The following is a 16,039-nucleotide window of genomic DNA, read 5'->3' as shown; positions in this document are numbered from 1 at the left end:
AAGAGTATATTTGTATGATTAATCGTGAGACGAAATCACGAAAAAAAGAAAAAATATGACAATCGAAAACAATCACGTTGTAGCTGTAAAGTATATACTTCATACGATCGAACCAGATGGAAGTAAGATTCTTGTAGAAGAGACAACAACAGAAAATCCACTTACATTTTTGTATGGTGTGGGAATGATGATTCCAAAATTTGAACAGAATATCTTAGGTTTAAAAGCTGGCGACAAAGCGGCTTTTGTGATTCAGCCTGAAGAAGCTTACGGTGAAAGACAGCCGGATGCCATTGCACAGTTACCAGTGGAAATGTTTAAAGAATCAGGACTTCCGCCTGTAGGAGCTATTCTTCCTTTATCAGACAATCAGGGGAATAATTTCCAGGCTTTTGTAGTAGAAATTACTCCGGAAGTTGTAGTAGCAGATCTTAACCACCCGATGGCTGGGAAAGTATTAGATTTCGACGTGGAAGTTTTAAGCACTCGTCCGGCAACTGAAGAAGAGCTGGCACATGGTCATGCTCACGGAATTGACGGAAACGAAGCTCACTAAAAATATAAATGCCCGATTTTTTCGGACATGTTTCAGATAAGAAAATGAGCCACAGATAATCCTGTGGCTCATTTTTATTGATAATAGGTATTGGTTGCTTGGCATTCCCCTCCGGTGGAGGGGCGGCGAAAATTCAAAGAATTTTTAACGGGGTGGTTCTATACGCAAAGCATAACTCTATACTTACTAATCCAAAAATTCCCCGGAAACATAATACCAGCGTTCGTGCATCTTCTGAAAAACAGAAAACTCATGATGAACTTGCGGATGCCCGTCCTGATCGGTATAATAAGCCTTAAATTCCACATGATTTAAAGCCGGAGTTCTGATGATTTCCAGTTTCGTCCATTGGTTGATTTCTCCCCATTCCTGCAGATCTTTTTTATTGTGGTATTTTCTTTTTCCCGGAAGAGTAGTTTCCATCAGGTATTCACCATTTGGAATGGCAAAAGCAGAGAACCTTGAACGCATCAGAGCTTCAGCCGTAGGAGCATGTTTTTCTCCCATATGATAAGGCTTGCAGCATTCTTCGTATGATTTTCCTGAACAGCATGGACAGTCCATATATTGTATTTTAAATTTTAAATGCAAAAATAATGAATCTCGTTAGAAAGGAGTTCTGCCTATTTGAATTTTATAATGGAATTAATATGTTGAATTGTTATATATTCAATAGAAACGGGCTTTAGCCCGTTCAAATAAATAAACAAAAATCCACCGGCTTTAGCCGAAACATAGAAAATTTATTTATCACAGATAGGTATAAAAAAGAAGCACTCTGATTAAAGAATGCTTCCCTTGATTTATTTAATAAACCCTCTGTTTCTCAATAAAGGTTTGATATCCGGATCATGTCCCGTAAAGTCTCTGAATGCCTGATTCAGGTCTACAGAATTTCCTACGGACAGAATATACTTTCTGAAACGGTCACCGTTTTCTCTGGTTAATCCTCCGTTTTTACTGATCCATTCCCATGCATCATTATCCAAAGTTTCAGACCATAAATAAGCATAGTATCCTGCAGAATATCCACCTCCCCAGATGTGTGCAAAATAAGGCGTGTGATATCTTGGCGGAACTGTGGCCAGATTAAATCCATGGCTGGCTAAAGACTGCTTTTCAAAATCTAAAACAGGAATAAACTGATTTTCATTGCTTACTGTATGCCAATCCATATCGAGTTCAGCAGCAGAAACCAACTCAGTAGTCATATACCCCTGGTTGAAAGTAGATGCCTTTTTGATCTTATCTACCAAAGCCTGTGGAATAGGTTGTTTTGTTTCATAATGTACAGCATAATTCTTCAGAACAACAGGATCTAAAGCCCAGTGCTCATTAATCTGGGATGGGAATTCCACAAAGTCTCTCGGTACATTCGTTCCTGAAAGTGAAGGATATTTTTGGCTGGCAAACATTCCGTGAATAGAGTGGCCAAATTCATGGAAGATGGTTGAAACATCATCATAGCTGATTAAGGAAGGTTTTCCCGGAGCAGGTTTCTGATAATTGTAGCAGTTCACGATTACAGGTTTTGTTCCCAGTAAATAAGACTGCTCAACAAAATTACTCATCCATGCACCACCGTTTTTAGAATCCCTTGTATAGAAATCCAGATAGTAAATGGCAATAGATTTTCCATCATGATCGAAAACTTCATATGTTACTACGTCCGGATGATAAACCGGAAGATCTGTTCTCTTTTTGAATGTAAGTCCGTAGAATTTTTCAGCAGCAAAGAAAACTCCTTTTTCAAGAACGGTTGTAATTTCAAAATAAGGTTTAATTTCACTTTCATCAAGGTCAAACTTAGCTTTTCTTACCTGTTCAGCATAGAAATTCCAGTCCCAGGGTTCTACTTTGAAACCTCCTTTCTGCTGATCAATAAGATCCTGAATATCTTTTGCTTCACGTCTTGCTGTTTCCACTGCAGGAGTAGCAATCTGGTTCATAAGTTTTGTTGCTGCTTCAGGGGTTTTTGCCATTTGATCCTGAAGTTTCCATTCTGCAAAGTTTTTCTTGCCTAAAATCTGTGCTTTCTTCAATCTTAGTTTAGCAAGCTGCTCGATGGTTGATCTCGTATCGTTGGCATCTCCTTTCTCAGCTCTTGTCCATGAAGCTTTAAATAGCTTTTCTCTGGTAGCCCTGTTTTTTAAATTTTGTAAAAGAGGCTGCTGTGTTGTATTTTGTAAAGTCAGAAGATATTTTCCGGGTTGTCCTGCTGTTTTGGCATCAGCTGCTGCCGCTGCAATTTCATCAGCAGAAAGTCCATCCAGTTCTTTGGCGTCTGAGAAGAAAACTCCACCTTGCTTTCTTGCTTCCAGTAATTTGTTGGCATATTGTGTAGAAAGAGAAGCCAGTTCCTGATTGAGCTGCTTTAATTTTTCTTTATCCGCTGCAGAAAGGTTAGCTCCTGCAATTTCAAAATTCTGCTTATAATATTGTACCAGTCTTTTGCTTTCGGAATCAAGACCGTCTTCTTTAATGGATTGAATTCTTTTATAAAGATTTTCATTCAGGTACAGTTTATCGGAATGTGCAGCAAAAATAGGGGCATATTCTTCATCCAAAGCCTGTAAAGTAGGGTTTGTATTTGCACTGGTAAGATTTGAAAACACAATTTGTGCTCTTCTCAGTACTTCACCACTTTTTTCCAATGCAACGATGGTATTTTCAAAAGTAGGGGCAGCCGGATTGTTGGCAATTTTTATAATTTCAGCTTCATGTTGCTTTAAACCATAGTTAAAAGCAGGTTTGAAGTGTTCGTTTTTGATTTTGTCAAACTCCGGAGCTTCGTACTGAAGCTTGCTCTTCTTCATAAAAGGATTGGAAGCTAAAGAGGGGTCAGGTGCAGGTAGCTCCTGTTGAATATCGGTCTGTTTCATTGTAGTACAAGATTGATTGAACGCCAAGGCAGAAATTAATAATACCGATGAAATATTCTTCATAATATAGTTGTTATTAAAGCATAAAGATATTAAAAACTTGTATCATAGAACATATTTCGGCGTATGTATTTCTTTAAGCTCTCTGTGGTATTTACAGTATTTTCAAATGTAATGTAATATTTTTTATAAATTAGTTGTTATTTAAATAAAGAAATCAATAAAAAAATTAACAAAAGAAATAAGCATGAAAACAAGTACTTTATTTATTTTTTCAGCCTTAGTGGCTTTAGCCTCATGTAATGATAAACATGAGAACAGAAACAGAGACCGGGAAGGAGACAAAAGTAATTGGGTAGAGAAAGTAGTGAGCAAAGAAAGCGGCCCGATACAGCATAAGGAATTTAACGGTGATTTTGATGAAATTCAGGTTTCACAGGCCATTGAAGCAGAAATTATAAAATCTGAAACTGAGAAAGTTGAAATCTCAGCCCCTCAAAGTATCATTGATGAAATTCTGGTAGAAAATGATGGCGGGAAACTGCATATTCATTATAAGCCGGGGATCAGAGTGATGAATATCAGCAAAGTGACAGCGAAGATTTATGCCAAAGACTTTAAAAAACTCCTTGCCGATTCAGCAGCAAGAATTATTGTAAAAGATAAATTTACCCAGGAGAAAACAGATATCGAAGCATCAAGTGCTGGAAGTATTTCCGGAGACCTTGAAGCTAATGATATGGATATCAATGTAAGCAGTAGCAGTAGTTTCGATGGTAAAATATGGGCTGTAAACCTTGATATTGAATCTTCATCAGGATCAACTCTTGATCTCTCCGGTAAAGCAAAAAAAGTAGACGTGAGTGCTTCTTCAGGGAGCAGCGTTTCTGCTAAAGGAGTTATCGCTGATGATGTAGAGGCAGATGCTTCCAGTGGAGCAAGTATACATATAAGTGCTGTTTCCAGTGTAAATGCCGGGGCATCATCTGGTGGAAGTGTGGATATCTCGAAAAAAGGAGAGCTTAAGAGCGTGATAAAAGACGAAAGCAGCGGTGGAAGCGTAAACATCCAATAAATTAATCCTGGGTTTCTTCCTCATCTTCTTCATCTGCGGATGAGGAACCTTCCCAGTTTTTATTTTCAAAATTAAGATTATCATAAGCTAATAATTCCTCCTCTCGCTGGAGGATTTCTTTTGTGGTAAACAGGGTAATGTCTTCATCATTTTCCTTCATTTTTGCCAGCTTCCGGATTGACGCTTTATCAATAGCCATAAATCTTTGTCCGAGACGTCTTGCTGCGTATTTTCTCATTCCCGTTTCATGAAGTACATCCACAGCCATATCCACAGCCGTTCCTAATGTTTCACGGTAAATGTGATTGACTCCGCTGTTCAGATAATCATAAGCATCAATCCTGTTTTTTGCCCTTACAAAAATTTTCACATTGGGATAATGTTCACGGACAAGTTCTGCAATAAACTTATTATCATCCGGATCATCCAGACATAAAACGAGAATTTCAGCATCTTCAATTCCTGCCGCTCTTAAAATAGGAATTCTCGTTGCGTCACCGTAATAGACTTTAAAACCATAGCTTCTGAGAAGCTTCACACGGTCAGAATCCCGGTCCAAAACGGTAGCTGATATTTTATTGGCTTTTAAAAGACGTCCTACGGTACTTCCAAAATGCCCGAAACCTACAATAATAATTTTCTTTTGAGCAACATCGCTGTCGAGAATATTATAATCATGTTCTTCCTCGGGAATTTCTTTAATGAATTTCGGAGTGATAAATTTATCATTGATGATGAGAAGAATAGGAGTGATACACATGGTAATTGCCGTAACAGCCATCATCTGTGCATTCATCTCCGGCCCTAAAAGATAAAGATCCGATGCATAATTAAGCAGTACAAATGCAAATTCTCCTACCTGAGAAAGGGCAAATGCATAAAAAAGACTTTGGGGAGTATCTATCCTGAAGAATTTTCCAATGGTGTATAAAACCACGAATTTTACAGCCAGCACGGCAAAAACAGTACTGAAGATAAATAAGGGATCTTGCTGGATAATATTAAAATTAATGGTAGACCCTACACTCACAAAGAAAACAGCTAAAAGCAAGCCTTTGAACGGATCAATCTGTGCTTCCAGCTCATGACGGAATTCACTGTTGGCAAGCATTACTCCTGCCAGGAAAGCACCTAAAGCAGGTGAAAGGCCGATCACCACCATCAGCTCCGAAACCCCAATAACCAGAAATAATGAAGAAGCAGTCAATAGCTCTGACATTCCCGATTTTGAAACATAGCGCAGAAAAGGAACAAATACATATCGCCCCAATAAAATAAGCAATGCTACTCCGAAAATAACCGTCCCGGCCTGAAGCCATTCCGGGAGTTTCTGGATCAGAATCTGAATTTCATTGTCATGATGCTTGGCTTTATAATTGGCCAGAATAGGCAATATGGCCAGAATAGGAATTACCGAAATATCCTGAAACAGCAGGGTAGAAAATGAAGCTTCTCCAGCGGTAGTCTTGAGGTTGTTTTTTTCTTGTAAAGTCTGCAGAACAATAGCTGTAGAAGATAGGGCAAAACACATGGCAATAGCAATGGCTTTGTCTACTCTCCAGCCTACGCTTGTGAATACCAGGAAAAGCAGCAGAATGGTAAGAGCCATCTGTGACAGTCCCAATCCCATTATCTTCTTTCGCATTTCCCAGAACTTCCGTGGCTCCAGTTCCAAACCTACCAAAAATAAAAGCATGATCACGCCAAACTCGCTGGCATGCATAATATCGTTAACATTGTTTCCTGTAAGTTTAAGGACATAAGGGCCTATGATAATTCCTCCTAAAATATAACCGATGACAGAACTCAGCCCTAATTTCCTGGCCAATGGAACCATGATAATGGCTACACCCAGGAAAATTAATGTGTTCATCGCTAAGCTGGATTCCATATGCTATTGATTGAGTAGTTCTGTAAATTCTTTTTTGTGTAAAATAATTTCTTTTTTAGAGAGCTTATTGGCTTCGTATACAATTTTGATATGTTTGATATCCGCTTTAAAAACTTTTAATGAAACAATAAGCCCGCTGATGAGTTCATCTATGGTATATTGATAAGTTCCGGTTTTGCTGAAAGATCTTTCTTTTCCGCCGGTGGTTACCAGAATATAGACTTCTTTTCCTTCGAGTGGATTATGTTCGCCCTCTTTCAGCCAGTCTCTGTCGAAAACTTCATCAATCCATAATCTGAGAAGAGGAGGCATTCCGAACCATATCAGGGGAAACTGGAAGATAAAACGTTCATAGTTTTTAAGGCGTTTCCTTTCCCGGAAAGCTGCGATATGAAAGTCAGGATATTCTTCGTAAAGATCTCTCAGGGTATAATGCTGGTGGCGAACGTAGAAATTGATGAGCTCTACATTCGAATTGGAGTGCTCCAGATAAGGGTGTGCAAATACTACCAGCGTCTTCTTCATAATCCTGTTTTCCGTAAATATAGTGAAAAAATATTGAATAAAAGGTGGTTTTTATGATGTTTTATTAACTTTTTAACAGCTAAATATCAATTTAACATTAATAAAAGTTAATAAATCAGTATTATTTTGGTTTTTAAATAAAAAAAATCAGATCGTGATGATCTGATTCTATATCATTTTTGAATATTTCTTGATTACCATCCACCGGATGCACCGCCTCCTCCGAAACTTCCACCGCCGCCGAAGCCTCCGAATCCGCCTCCGCCACCTGAACTTCCACCGCCAAAGCCACCTCCTCCGAAGCTGCCAGGGAATGGGAAGAAACCGCCAGGATAATTTCTGCGTCCTCTTCTGGTGATGATCACATCATCATCGTCGTCATTATTTCCGCCACGTCCACCACCTCTGTTTCCAAAAAGGATAGCAATGATGATGAAAATAATAAAAGCAATGATAAGAACTTTAAAGGCACTTCCATTACCGGAAGGAGCCGTTGTAGCTACAGGTTTGAATTTTCCCTCAACAGCCTCCATAATCGCTGAGGTTCCACCATTGATCCCTTCATACCAAAGTCCTTTTTTGAAATTTGGGGTGACGATGTAATCTAAGATCTGTCCAGCTACTGAAGCGGTAAGGTATTGCTCTACGGCACGCCCCTGTTGGATAGACATCGTTCTGTCTTCTGTTGCGATAAGGAAAACCACTCCGTTGTCTACTCCTTTTTTTCCGATTTTCCATTTTTCACCAAACATGGTGGCCAGAAAATTTACATCTTCTCCTTTGGTAGAACGGATGATGACAACTTCAATTTCCGTTGAGGTAGAATCTGCAAACTTGATCAGTTTATGATTAAGTGCATCTTTTTCCTGTTGGGAAAGTAATCCGGCTTCATCAAAAACAGGATAAAGCACTGCTGGCTTTTCAGGAATGGTATATTGTGCTGATACAAAAGTGTAAAAGCAGAGCAGTAAAAATGAAAATACTATTTTAAGAGAACGTAATTTCATTTGGAAGTTGGTTTGGGTTTTCTCCTTCTACAGGAAAATGTTTTTTGAGTTCAAGTCCTGTTTCCAGGATGGCACTTTTCAGAGCCTGATAATAATTTCCTTTGGCAAATTCTGCGGTGATATAATCGTGAAGATGATCCCAGTAAGACTGTTTTACTTTTTCATGAATGCCGGTATCTCCAATGATGGTAAGATATTTCTGTTCAAAATTGACATGGAAGAGTACTGCATTTCTGTCTGCTGTTTTATCCATAGCCAGTTTTTTGAAAACTTCAAATGCAGTCTTGGCATCGCGGTTTTCCGTATTGGAATCAATATGCACTCTGATCTCTCCCGTAGAATGATCTTCCGCAGACTGAATCGCTTCCACAAGGGAAGCGATCTGTTGATTTGTTAGGAAATTACCCATTATTATTTGAATACTTCAGGAGCTTTTTGAGCGCCTGCGTCAGCTTTGAAATAAGGTTTTTCTTTGAAGTTGGTGAAATTCGCCAGAATATTATTCGGGAAAGTCTTGATGGAAGTATTATAATCCTTTGCAGCATCATTATAGTAAACCGTTTCAGTTCTGATACTATTTTCAATAGCAGTGTATTCTCTCTGGAAGTTGATATACTGCTGGTCTGCTTTCAGGTTAGGATAAGATTCCACCACGGCCATCAATCTGCTTAATGCACCCGATAATTCTCCTTGTGCTGCCTGGAATTTAGCCAGATCAGCTTCGGTCATATTCGTAGGATCAATATTGATAGAAGTCGCTTTGGAACGGGCTTCCACAACTTGAGTTAAAGTTTCCTGCTCAAATTTTGAATACGATTTTACGGTTCTTTCCAGGTTAGGAATAAGGTTGGCTCTTTTCTGATAAACAGTCTCTACATTAGACCATTTTGCATTTACTGTCTGTTCTTTGTTGACAAAACTGTTATATCCGCTTTTTCCCCAGAAGAATAGAATTGCAACAATAATAAGAAGGGCAATACCAATGGTTCCTGCGCCCAGACATCCTTTATTTTTCATAGTTTATTTTTTTAAATTTTTTGTGCTAACCAAATATACAAATTATGTGCTAATTTTGTAAAAAATTATTTGAATGACAACAATAGTGGTGGCAATGGGAGAGAAAAATGAAATTGGTTTTGAAAACCAGTTGCTTTGGCATCTTCCAAAAGATTTGAAACATTTTAAAGAGATTACTTCAGGGCATCCGGTTATTATGGGAAGAAAGACTTATGAAAGTATTGGAAAAGCTCTTCCGAACCGTACCAACATTGTTGTGTCAAGAAAGAAAGATTGGTTTGAGGAAGGAATTCTTATTGTAGGAAGCATCAAAGAAGCATTGAAATTTGCCAGGAAGATTGATGAAGAAGTTTTTGTTATTGGTGGCGGAAATATCTATGAGCAGACTATGGATGTAGTGGACAAACTTGAAGTTACTTTGGTGAAAGCAGATCTTCAGGCTGATACATTCTTTCCGGAAATAGATCCGAAAACCTGGAAAATGACCAACGAAATCTGCCATGAGAAAGATGAAAAGAACGGTTATGATTTCTGTTTCCAGACGTTTGAAAAAATAAAAAGCGAAGCGTAGAGCCAATAGTCAATTTTTGCTTTGTAAAGTGAAACGTGAATTTCTCACAGGTATAAAAATTAACAGGCACAGCGAATTGACCATTCACCATTGACTTTTTGAACTTTAAGCCTTAAATTTATTATCTTTGCACTTCTAAAATTTAATAATGAATAAATACATAAAAATTGCAGTAGCAGCACTTCTTATCCTGTTAGGACTTTATATGATGATTTTCACAAGAAATCTGGGATGGGGTATTGTTGTTTTTCTTTTGGCTGCATTTCCGATCTTGCTATTCTTTAAAAATGAATATATCCTTTTGGCATTCTGGCAATTAAGAAAGCAGAATATGGAGAAAGCCGGAGAATGGTTATCAAAAATTACAGACTATAAAACACAGCTTCATAAGACTCAATACGGATATTTCCACTATTTATCAGGGTTGACACAAGCTCAGGATCACCCTGCAAAAGTAGAACCTTTCATGAAGAAAGCTTTGGAATATGGTTTGAATATGAAACACGACAGAGCAATGGCTACTTTGAATCTGGCGGCAGCCGCTATTTCCAAAGGAAGAAAACAGGAAGGGCAGAAGCTGTTGGAAGAAGCAAAGAGATTAGACAGTGCTGGAATGATGACCGATCAGATCAAAATGATGAAAGAACAGTTGAAAATGCCAACCATGCAGAAGCATATGCATAACCCGAATATGAGAAACAGAGGAAAATTCTTCTAGTCATCCTAACATATACTATAAAAGTCCTGAATTTTTCAGGACTTTTTGTTTTTTATAGTGGAGATAAAAAGTGTCTTTTTAAATTACATTTCCGAATTATTATGATCATAGCCGTAAAATTTAGGCATCTGCCAGTGGTATTTTACAGCAAGTGTCCGTATGGCAACAATAAGGAGAATGGTGAGAATTTGTACAAAAGTATAGGAAAGTACAGAATATTTGGTCATCAACAGAAATACAGCTCCTCCCACAATACATGCTGTAGCATAAATTTCCTTTCTGAAAATCAAAGGAATCCTGTTGAGCAATATATCCCGGATGATACCGCCAAAACAGCCGGTTATGGTTCCTAATGCAATACAGATCATGGGGTGAATTCCTGCATTTAAACCTTTTTGTACACCAATTATGGTAAATAATCCGAGCCCGAAGCTGTCGAAGATAAATAAAGTGACTTTAAAGTTTTTCTCAAGAGATTTGAAGATCATTGAAAAAATACTGGTCACCAGAATCAGGGTACACATCAGAATATCATGCATCCAGAAAACAGGGATATCAAGCAGCAGGTCTCTTACAGTTCCTCCTCCTACAGAAGTTACAAATGCAATAATAAGCACCCCGAACGGATCCAGCCGTTTCTGCATTGCTGCAAAACTTCCGGACATGGAAAAGGCAATGGTCCCAAGGACTTCTATTGCAAAATTGAACTGTTCGTGCATATATAATTATAAATGATTGTTGATAAATGATAATTGATGAATGATTTCTGCTTAAGCAAATTCTTGGCCATTATATCAATTATCATTTATCGCTCATCAATTATATTTTTTTATCGCTCTACTCTCACGGATTCAGGAACCAGCAGTTCGTATTCCCCTCCATGGTTAAGGATCTCTCTTACAATACTGCTGCTGATGAATGATTTTCCGGAAGAAGTCAGTAAAAATACCGTTTCCAGTTTTTTATGGGCTAAAGTTCTGTTGGTATGGGCAATTGCTTTTTCAAACTCGAAATCAGCCGGATTCCTCAGTCCTCTGATGATGTATTGTGCGTTTTTTTCAAAACAGTAATCAACGGTAAGTCCTTCAAAATAATCTACTTCCACATTGGGAAATTCTGCTACAGAATTCTGGATAAATTCCATTCTTTTTTCAAGAGGGAACATATATTTTTTCTGAGAATTTTGCCCTATAGCAATGATTAATTTATCAAATAGCGGTGCCGCTCTTTCTATAATGTCGTAATGTCCTAGTGTAATAGGGTCAAAAGACCCTGGGAAAACAGCAATTTTCATGTTGTACGAGTTATGATTTTGAGTAGTGAATTATTTGTTAAAAGTGTATTCAATCTCTAACTTCTAACCTCTAATTTCTAACTTCTATTTATTTATTAAGTGCTTTTTCAACTTCATTTCCACACAGATCCATGATGGAAATTCCATAATGCCTTGCCTGTTGAGGAAGAATACTTGCAGGAGAGAATCCTGGGTTGGTATTCATTTCAAGCATATAAGGAATTCCGTTCATCAGAATGTATTCACTTCTGGAAAAACCACTCATTCCTAATGAATTATAAGCTCTTTTAGCGATTTCTTCCACTCTTTTTGTGGTTTCCTCGTCAATTCTTGCCGGTGTAATTTCTTCAGAAGCACCTTCATATTTTGCCTCATAATCAAAAAACTCATTGGTAGGAACAATTTCTGTGATTCCCAAAACAATGGTTTCTCCTTTAAAATCAATAACGCCTACGGAAACTTCCATTCCATCTAAGAAACTTTCGATCAGGATTTCGTCATCTTCCTTGAATGCAATTTCAGTGGCAGCAATAAGTTCTGATTTTTCTTTTACTTTTGAAATTCCCAGAGAAGAACCGGACTGGTTAGGTTTTACAAATAGTGGGAGATTCAATTCTGCTACAATTTCATCCACATTGATGTCTTCCCCTTTTCTTAAATAAATACTTTTAGCAGAAGGAATTCCGTATTTTGATAATACGGCAAGAGTGTCTTTTTTATTGAAAGTAAGAGCACTCTGATAAAAATCGCAGCCTGTATATTTTTGTCCAATAGCATCCCAATATGCCTGAAGAACTCCGTTTTCTCCCGGAGTTCCGTGGATGATATTGAAACAAACATCAAATTTTAAGTTTTCACCATTATCTAAAGTCACAGAAAAATCTCCTCTGTTGATGGCATATTTTGTGTCATTTTCCCCTAAAAAATACCATTCATCTTTAAGGACTACTACCTTATATACATCATAGAGATTTCTGTCCAGAGAATCATAAATCAATTGTCCGCTTTTTAAGGAAACAACATATTCATCGGAATAGCCTCCCATTACTACGGCAACACTTTTTTTATTCATAACCATATAGTATCAATTAAGGCAAATTTAATCATTTTATGCAATGCAATATGGGAAATCGGCAAATTTTAAAATCAAAAATGAATTGTGTTAAATAAAAAGTCCATTCTAAAATTATTAGCTATATTTGCGGTTATAATTAAAGTATTTTTAAGTATGCTTAAATCACTTTTCAATTGGAAAGTTTTACTGAATTTAGTAGTAGCCATCGGTGTTTTCGTGGGGCTTGTATGGCTTACATTTCGCTGGTTGGAGTACCATACTAATCACGGTCAGGAAATTCCTGTTCCCAATGTTGTAAATAAATCAGTGCATGATGCCGTTAAAATATTAGATGATACGGGGCTGGAATATGAAGTAGACAGTGCCAATTATGATCCTAAATACAGACCATTCCAGGTATTGCAGGTATATCCTGCGCCAGGTTCCCGTGTAAAAGACGGAAGAACGGTAACGCTAAAAGTAAATCCGAGAACATGGGCTCCTATTGCGGTGCCGAATGTGATCAATAAATATTCAGGACTGGCATTCCAGAGATTGGATCAGGTAGGCCTTAAAATCGGAGATACGATTTATGAGCCTAGTATTCAGAAAGATGCTCTTTTAAGAATATTATATAAAGGAAATGCGGTAAATCCGGGTACCCGTTTACCAAGATTCTCTACTATTGATGTGGTAGTAGGATCCGGGCCGATGAGAAATATCTCGATTCCTAATGTTGTAGGACTTACAGTAAAAGAAGCAAGAGCTGTCATTACCAAAAGTATGTTTGAAGTAGGATTGGTAGAGCATGAAGATGGAGGTAAAGATGAGTCTGATATTATCTATTATCAGGATCCTGCTTCCGGTGATGTTCGTGATCAGGGAATGCAGATCGATCTTTGGGCAAGTAAGAGGACTCCTGCCGAATTAAGAGCTAAAGTAGAGCAGCTGAATTCTATCTATCGTATGAAAGTAGATACTTCACTTCCTCCGGTACGATATGAAGAAGTACATAGTGAGCCAAGTTATGAAGCTCCGGTAGTACCAGCTCCTAGAAGAGAAACTCCAAAACCTGAAGTACCGAAAACTGAGACTCCAAAACCTCAGACTACCACTTCTAAACCTGCAGCCCAAAGTACAGAGAAGCCTAAAACTTCCACCACTACCTCTGCAGCAGGAAGTACAGCCAAGCCGGCTGCAACAACCACTCAGCAGCCTTCACAAAAGCCGAAAGCTAAGAAGGTTGTCGTAGAATAAAATCAGATTAATATCAAAAATACAGGCTTCAACTGCAAAATGTTGAGGCCTTTTGTGTAAAAAATATAAAACAATGTCAGAAGATAACGAAGATTTTTTAGATGAAGAATTATTAGATTCCAACAGTATCGAAAACATCGATATTGATGAGGAAAATAAAGGTTTATATGAACATCTTAATATCACTGTTGACAGTAAACAGGAACCATTAAGAATTGATAAGTTCCTTTTAATATACAGACAGAATTCTTCAAGGAATAAAATTTCACAGACCTGCAGAGCCGGAAATGTTATCGTGAACGGAACTGCGGTGAAACAGAATTACCGGGTGAAACCGGGAGATCAGATTTCAGTTTTGCTTACGCACCCTCCAAGAGAGAATGTCATAATTCCACAGGATATTCCGGTGAATATTGTTTATGAAGATGATGATCTTGTAGTAGTAGATAAAGAAGCAGGAATGGTAGTACACCCCGGATTCGGAAACTGGGACGGAACATTGGTGAATGCGCTTGCTTTCCATTTTGAAAAGAACGGTGAGAAATCCGATCTTGACAGAGTAGGGCTTGTACACAGGATTGATAAAGATACATCAGGACTGTTGGTGATTGCCAAGAATGAATATGCATTGAGCTTCCTTGCCAAACAGTTCTTTAACAGAACTACAAAGAGACTGTACTGGGCTTTTGTGTGGGGAAATATGCAGGATGATGAGGGGACCATCAGAGGCCACATCGGAAGACATCCTAAAAACAGAATGCAGATGTCCGTTTATGAAGACGGCAGCCAGGGGAAACACGCTGTGACCCATTATAAAGTCCTTGAGAGATTCAAATATATGACCTGGGTAGAATGTAAGCTGGAAACGGGGAGGACCCATCAGATCAGAGCGCATTTCAGACATATTGGCCATACTTTGTTTAATGATGAAAGATATGAGGGACATACACCTTTGAGAGGGGTAAATCTTCCCAAATACAAGCAATTTATTAAAAATGTTTTTGAAATTTTGCCAAGACATGCCCTTCATGCCCATACCCTTGGATTTATACACCCAACAACAAAGAAGGAATTATATTTTGAGAGCCCAATGCCCAAAGATATGGCGGATGCTGTAAAAAAATGGAGAAATTATTTGGAAAACTAAAAATATATTGAGATTTTTTTTATATTTGTTGAATTGAAATCAAGATTTGTTATGAGAAAACTATATGCTATCGTATGTTTAGCTCTTTTGTCAAATGCATACAAAGCACAAGAATCACTACCATACTATCAGCAATATCTTTTGGATGGTGAGTTCCTGTTCAACCCAGCTCAATACGGAAAAACAGATTACGTACAGCTCAACGCCAATTATCAACAACAATTTTCAAAATTTAGTAATTCTCCGAATGTGCAGTCAATCGGGATCAATGCGAATATCTTTGATAGAGTAGGTGCTGGTATTTCCGTATTCAGAGACAGTAACGGACCGATCTCTGCGGGTGGTATCACGGCTGGTGCTTCATATTTTATTCCGCTAAGTAGTGAAGGAGACAGAAAAGACCAGTTCTCTTTCGGTACAAGTGTTAACTTCTATAACATGAATTTTGATTATTCAAAAATCAATACTGAAGAAGGAGGAGACCCATTATTGAGAGGTGAAGAAAGTAACATCTTCATGGTGTATGCCAACTTCGGTTTGGCCGCTACCTACAGAGGATTATTCGGGGGTGTTTCCGTAAATGATATCGCATTAAGTAATGATGCCTCTATCGTAAACAACTACGAGCCTTCTCCAATTAAATTCTTCTTAAATTTAGGATACAACTGGAACATTGCTGATAATATTACCATTGCACCGTCAGCATTGATCAACCTTAACACAAATTCAACAAGAATGATCGACTGGAACCTGATGGCGACATTCTCTAACGATATCAACGCATTCTCTTTCGGGGTAAGCTACAGAACGGTTCAGAACAGATTTGACAATCAGGACCTGAGTATCTCTCCAATTGTAAAGGTAAGATTCAACAAATTCATGATCGGAGCTACTTATAACCTTGGATTATCTGATATCCAGAGCTATGGAGGAAACAGCTTCATGATCGGTCTTGGATATAACTTCGACAACTTTATTAATGCTAGAGGATTTAGATACTAATTAATTTAATTTAAATAAATTTGAGCTCTGAAATTTTTCAGAG

At 37.9% G+C, this 16,039-nt stretch carries 17 protein-coding genes; 7 read left to right on the top strand and 10 right to left on the bottom strand.

Annotation, left to right across the window (positions count from 1 at the left end; genetic code table 11):
- The first annotated feature begins 55 nt into the window (after positions 1-55).
- Positions 56-556 (top strand): FKBP-type peptidyl-prolyl cis-trans isomerase, encoded by a 501-nt coding sequence (locus AB1278_RS20395; RefSeq protein WP_062675624.1) that lies wholly within the window; start codon positions 56-58, stop codon positions 554-556.
- Between the two features lie 186 nt (positions 557-742).
- Here AB1278_RS20395 and AB1278_RS20390 read toward each other — a convergent pair whose 3' ends face one another.
- Positions 743-1,120: a YchJ family protein gene (locus tag AB1278_RS20390; protein WP_411414439.1), complete on the bottom strand. Its 378-nt coding sequence runs from the start codon at positions 1,118-1,120 to the stop codon at positions 743-745.
- 239 nt (positions 1,121-1,359) lie between these two features.
- The gene (locus AB1278_RS20385; RefSeq protein WP_395972451.1) at positions 1,360-3,501 is read right to left on the bottom strand and encodes a M3 family metallopeptidase; all 2,142 of its coding nucleotides are present in this window, start codon (positions 3,499-3,501) and stop codon (positions 1,360-1,362) included.
- Positions 3,502-3,685: 184 nt separating this feature from the next.
- Between AB1278_RS20385 and AB1278_RS20380 the strand changes: the two genes are divergently transcribed.
- Complete coding sequence (locus AB1278_RS20380; RefSeq protein WP_202843737.1) at positions 3,686-4,513, top strand: GIN domain-containing protein; 828 nt, start codon at positions 3,686-3,688, stop codon at positions 4,511-4,513.
- A gap of 1 nt (position 4,514) precedes the next feature.
- Here the strand turns inward: AB1278_RS20380 and AB1278_RS20375 are convergent, their stop codons facing one another.
- The 5 genes from AB1278_RS20375 to AB1278_RS20355 all read right to left on the bottom strand — a co-directional run bounded on the left by AB1278_RS20375 (position 4,515) and on the right by AB1278_RS20355 (position 8,953).
- Positions 4,515-6,404, bottom strand: a complete 1,890-nt coding sequence (locus AB1278_RS20375; RefSeq protein ID WP_429816674.1) for a monovalent cation:proton antiporter-2 (CPA2) family protein — start codon at positions 6,402-6,404, stop codon at positions 4,515-4,517.
- 3 nt (positions 6,405-6,407) lie between these two features.
- Positions 6,408-6,929 (bottom strand): NAD(P)H-dependent oxidoreductase, encoded by a 522-nt coding sequence (locus tag AB1278_RS20370; protein ID WP_110011719.1) that lies wholly within the window; start codon positions 6,927-6,929, stop codon positions 6,408-6,410.
- A gap of 194 nt (positions 6,930-7,123) precedes the next feature.
- On the bottom strand, positions 7,124-7,936 hold the full coding sequence (locus AB1278_RS20365) for a TPM domain-containing protein (RefSeq protein ID WP_062675618.1): 813 nt from the start codon (positions 7,934-7,936) through the stop codon (positions 7,124-7,126).
- Positions 7,917-8,345, bottom strand: a complete 429-nt coding sequence (locus AB1278_RS20360; RefSeq protein ID WP_227942397.1) for a TPM domain-containing protein — start codon at positions 8,343-8,345, stop codon at positions 7,917-7,919. Before AB1278_RS20360 ends, AB1278_RS20365 begins: the two co-directional genes overlap by 20 nt.
- A gap of 2 nt (positions 8,346-8,347) precedes the next feature.
- Complete coding sequence (locus AB1278_RS20355; RefSeq protein WP_034693337.1) at positions 8,348-8,953, bottom strand: LemA family protein; 606 nt, start codon at positions 8,951-8,953, stop codon at positions 8,348-8,350.
- A gap of 73 nt (positions 8,954-9,026) precedes the next feature.
- On the opposite strand from AB1278_RS20355, the gene AB1278_RS20350 reads away from it, so the two are divergent.
- Both AB1278_RS20350 and AB1278_RS20345 read left to right on the top strand, forming a co-directional pair.
- Positions 9,027-9,524 (top strand): dihydrofolate reductase, encoded by a 498-nt coding sequence (locus tag AB1278_RS20350; protein WP_429816670.1) that lies wholly within the window; start codon positions 9,027-9,029, stop codon positions 9,522-9,524.
- A 148-nt stretch (positions 9,525-9,672) separates the two neighbouring features.
- Positions 9,673-10,242 (top strand): hypothetical protein, encoded by a 570-nt coding sequence (locus AB1278_RS20345; RefSeq protein WP_110011721.1) that lies wholly within the window; start codon positions 9,673-9,675, stop codon positions 10,240-10,242.
- 83 nt (positions 10,243-10,325) lie between these two features.
- Here the strand turns inward: AB1278_RS20345 and AB1278_RS20340 are convergent, their stop codons facing one another.
- The 3 genes from AB1278_RS20340 to AB1278_RS20330 all read right to left on the bottom strand — a co-directional run bounded on the left by AB1278_RS20340 (position 10,326) and on the right by AB1278_RS20330 (position 12,608).
- On the bottom strand, positions 10,326-10,961 hold the full coding sequence (locus tag AB1278_RS20340) for a trimeric intracellular cation channel family protein (RefSeq protein WP_047428487.1): 636 nt from the start codon (positions 10,959-10,961) through the stop codon (positions 10,326-10,328).
- Between the two features lie 110 nt (positions 10,962-11,071).
- Positions 11,072-11,536 carry a pantetheine-phosphate adenylyltransferase gene (coaD, locus tag AB1278_RS20335; protein ID WP_047428484.1) on the bottom strand — a complete coding sequence of 155 codons (465 nt, stop codon included), beginning with the start codon at positions 11,534-11,536 and terminating at the stop codon, positions 11,072-11,074.
- An 88-nt stretch (positions 11,537-11,624) separates the two neighbouring features.
- Entirely contained in the window at positions 11,625-12,608 is a 984-nt protein-coding gene (locus tag AB1278_RS20330; RefSeq protein WP_429816665.1) for a D-alanine--D-alanine ligase, read from the bottom strand.
- 156 nt (positions 12,609-12,764) lie between these two features.
- Between AB1278_RS20330 and AB1278_RS20325 the strand changes: the two genes are divergently transcribed.
- The 3 genes from AB1278_RS20325 to AB1278_RS20315 all read left to right on the top strand — a co-directional run bounded on the left by AB1278_RS20325 (position 12,765) and on the right by AB1278_RS20315 (position 15,996).
- Positions 12,765-13,847, top strand: coding sequence for a PASTA domain-containing protein (locus AB1278_RS20325; RefSeq protein WP_411414441.1), 1,083 nt, complete (start codon positions 12,765-12,767; stop codon positions 13,845-13,847).
- A 73-nt stretch (positions 13,848-13,920) separates the two neighbouring features.
- Positions 13,921-14,994, top strand: coding sequence for an RluA family pseudouridine synthase (locus AB1278_RS20320; protein WP_171006329.1), 1,074 nt, complete (start codon positions 13,921-13,923; stop codon positions 14,992-14,994).
- Positions 14,995-15,045: 51 nt separating this feature from the next.
- A complete protein-coding gene (locus AB1278_RS20315; RefSeq protein WP_110011724.1) occupies positions 15,046-15,996 on the top strand; it encodes a PorP/SprF family type IX secretion system membrane protein in 951 nt (316 codons plus the stop codon).
- Positions 15,997-16,039 lie beyond the last annotated feature (43 nt).

Source organism: Chryseobacterium sp. NRRL B-14798, from assembly GCF_050470705.1.
GTDB classification, from domain to species: domain Bacteria; phylum Bacteroidota; class Bacteroidia; order Flavobacteriales; family Weeksellaceae; genus Chryseobacterium; species Chryseobacterium cupriresistens.
Note: the sequence above shows the minus strand (reverse complement) of the source record. Positions and strands in the feature narration are given on the sequence as shown.